This window comes from Sulfurovum sp. bin170 (assembly GCF_010892395.1).
Classification (GTDB): domain Bacteria; phylum Campylobacterota; class Campylobacteria; order Campylobacterales; family Sulfurovaceae; genus UBA1140.
The window spans coordinates 1-2485 of sequence record NZ_JAACKB010000030.1 but is presented as its reverse complement, the minus strand read 5'-3'; the positions used below and the strand labels follow the sequence as shown (position 1 = coordinate 2485).

Here is a 2485-nt window from a genome sequence, read left to right as displayed (position 1 = left end):
TTGAGAAACCTGTTGCCATAAATATGGAGCAGTACAGAGCGTTAATGCAGAGTGTTCGTAATAGCGATAACATTGTATATGCTGGGTATAATCGTCCATTTAGTCCTGCTATTGAGACCATAAAACCCTATATTACAGATGAGTCTATAACGCTTAACTGTTTTATTTTAGGACATAAGTTAGCATCTGACCATTGGTATAGAGATTCATCAGAGGGTAGTAGAGTGGTTAGTAATCTCGGTCACTGGATAGATTTGTCCACACATTTAGTGATGTCAAGAGAGAGTCTACCTACAGAGTTTGAGATTACACTATTGTCAGCCAATGAGAGACATAAAGATGATGATTTTGTAGTAACCATCAAAACCAATCTAAACGATTTAATTGTTTTGACCTTTTCAACACGATGTGACCCTTTTGAAGGGGTTATGGAGAGTATAAATTTTCAAAATGAAAAAATTATTGCGAGGATAGAGGATTTTAGAAAAATGACTATTTGGAATGATAATGAGAAAATTGTCAAAAGATTTATTCCAAAAGATGCTGGACATGAGAAGTCTGTTATTCAACCTTTTCTTAAACAGAAGCGTGATTGGAAAGAGATTGAGTGGTCAACATTTATTATGTTGAAAATTGAAGAGATGTTACAAAATGATATTAAAGATATGGCTTTTAATATTAATAAAGAGATAGAGAAGGTGATAAAATGAAACAGTTAATACAGAGTTTTAAAACAGGAGAGTTGGGACTATTTGATGTTCCTGCTCCAGTGTGTCAAACAAATGGTGCATTGGTAGAGACAACAGTGAGTCTAGTGAGTGCTGGTACAGAGAAGATGTTGGTTGATTTTGCAAAAAAGTCTATACTTGCCAAAGCAAAAGATAGACCTGATTTGGTCAAGCAGACTATTGATAAGATGAAGAAAGAGGGAGTGAAAAATACTCTTGAAAAGGTTTTTACAAAACTTGATTCGCCTATCCCTTTGGGTTATAGTCTTGCAGGTAGGGTTATTGAGGTTGGGGAGAATCTGAGTGGCATCAATATTGGTGATAAAGTTGCGTGTGGTGGGGCAGGGTATGCTAACCATAGTGAGATAAACTATATTCCAAAAAATTTGATGGTCAAGATTCCAGATGGTGTTGATGATATTGATGCTTCATTTGTAACGGTTGGTGCGATTGCACTTCAGGGTGTTAGGCAGACTGAACCAAAATTAGGAGAGAGAATTGCTGTTATGGGACTTGGTCTTCTAGGGCAACTAGCGGTTCAACTTCTCAAAGCAAATGGATGTAAAGTTATAGGGAGTGATGTTGACCCAGACAAGATAGCGTTAGCTAAAAAGTTGGGAGCAGATGAAGTTTGTCATGCATCAGATATGATAAAAAGAGCGAGTGAGTTCTCCAATGGATATGGTGTAGATGCTGTGATTATTGCTGCTTCCACTACCTCAAATCAGCCTGTAATTGATGCAGCTCAAATCTCACGGATGAGAGGACGAGTTGTGTTCCTTGGTATGGTTGGGATGGATATACCACGAAATGAGTACTATAAAAAAGAGCTAGATTTAAGACTATCTATGGCGTATGGACCAGGGAGATATGACCCTGATTATGAGGAGAAGGGGATTGATTATCCTTATGATTTAGTTAGATGGACAGAGCAGAGAAATTTTGAAGCATTTTTGGGGTTAATAGAAGAGGGAAAAATTAGACCAAAAGAGCTGATAACACATAGTTATGATTATGATAATGCTATGACTGCTTATGACCTACTTGAAGGTAAGATTAAAGAGAAATATTTAGGTATTATCTTGAAGTATAAGGGTGGAATAGACCTTACTGAACACAAAATAGTCAAAAGAACTAACAGGACAATAGAGAGTGACAAGGTAAATATTGGACTGATTGGGGCAGGTAATTTCACTAAATCTGTAATCTTACCAAATATGAAAAAAACCGATGGCTATGAGCTTGTTGGAGTCTGTACAGCTACAGGTGTGAGTGCAGAGGGTACTGGTAAAAAGTATAACTTTAAGTATATCACAACTGATAGTGATGAGATATTTAACAGTTCTGAAATCAATTCGATTTTTATCACAACCCAACACAATAGTCATGCTAGTTTGGTTTTAAAATCTATAGAGTCAAAAAAACACTGTTTTGTGGAGAAGCCACTCTGTATCTATGAAGATGAGTTAGAGAGTATCAAAGAGGCGTATAGTGGTGAGTCTATAATTCAAGTTGGATTTAATAGGAGATTTTCACCTATGATTGAAAATATGAAGAGGAGTTTAAGTGGTCAAATATCTGTAAACTATAGAGTCAATGCAGGAGTTATTCCTAAAGATGTTTGGATTCAAGATAGAGAGATTGGTGGGGGTAGAATTATTGGTGAGGTTTGTCACTTTATTGATACCTGTAGCTTTTTAACAGGTAGTGAAGTGGTCTCTGTTTATGCTTCTACTATACAAAAAAATGACCAATCT

2 protein-coding genes are annotated in these 2485 nt (G+C 36.3%); both read left to right on the top strand.

Going from position 1 to position 2485, the window contains the following annotated elements:
* A partial coding sequence (locus GSY74_RS00750; RefSeq protein WP_164663190.1) for a hypothetical protein occupies positions 1-710 on the top strand: 710 nt, incomplete at its 5' end.
* Positions 707-2485 (top strand): bi-domain-containing oxidoreductase (locus tag GSY74_RS00745; protein ID WP_164663189.1); only part of this gene is annotated, 1779 nt, incomplete at its 3' end. The genes GSY74_RS00750 and GSY74_RS00745, both read left to right, overlap by 4 nt.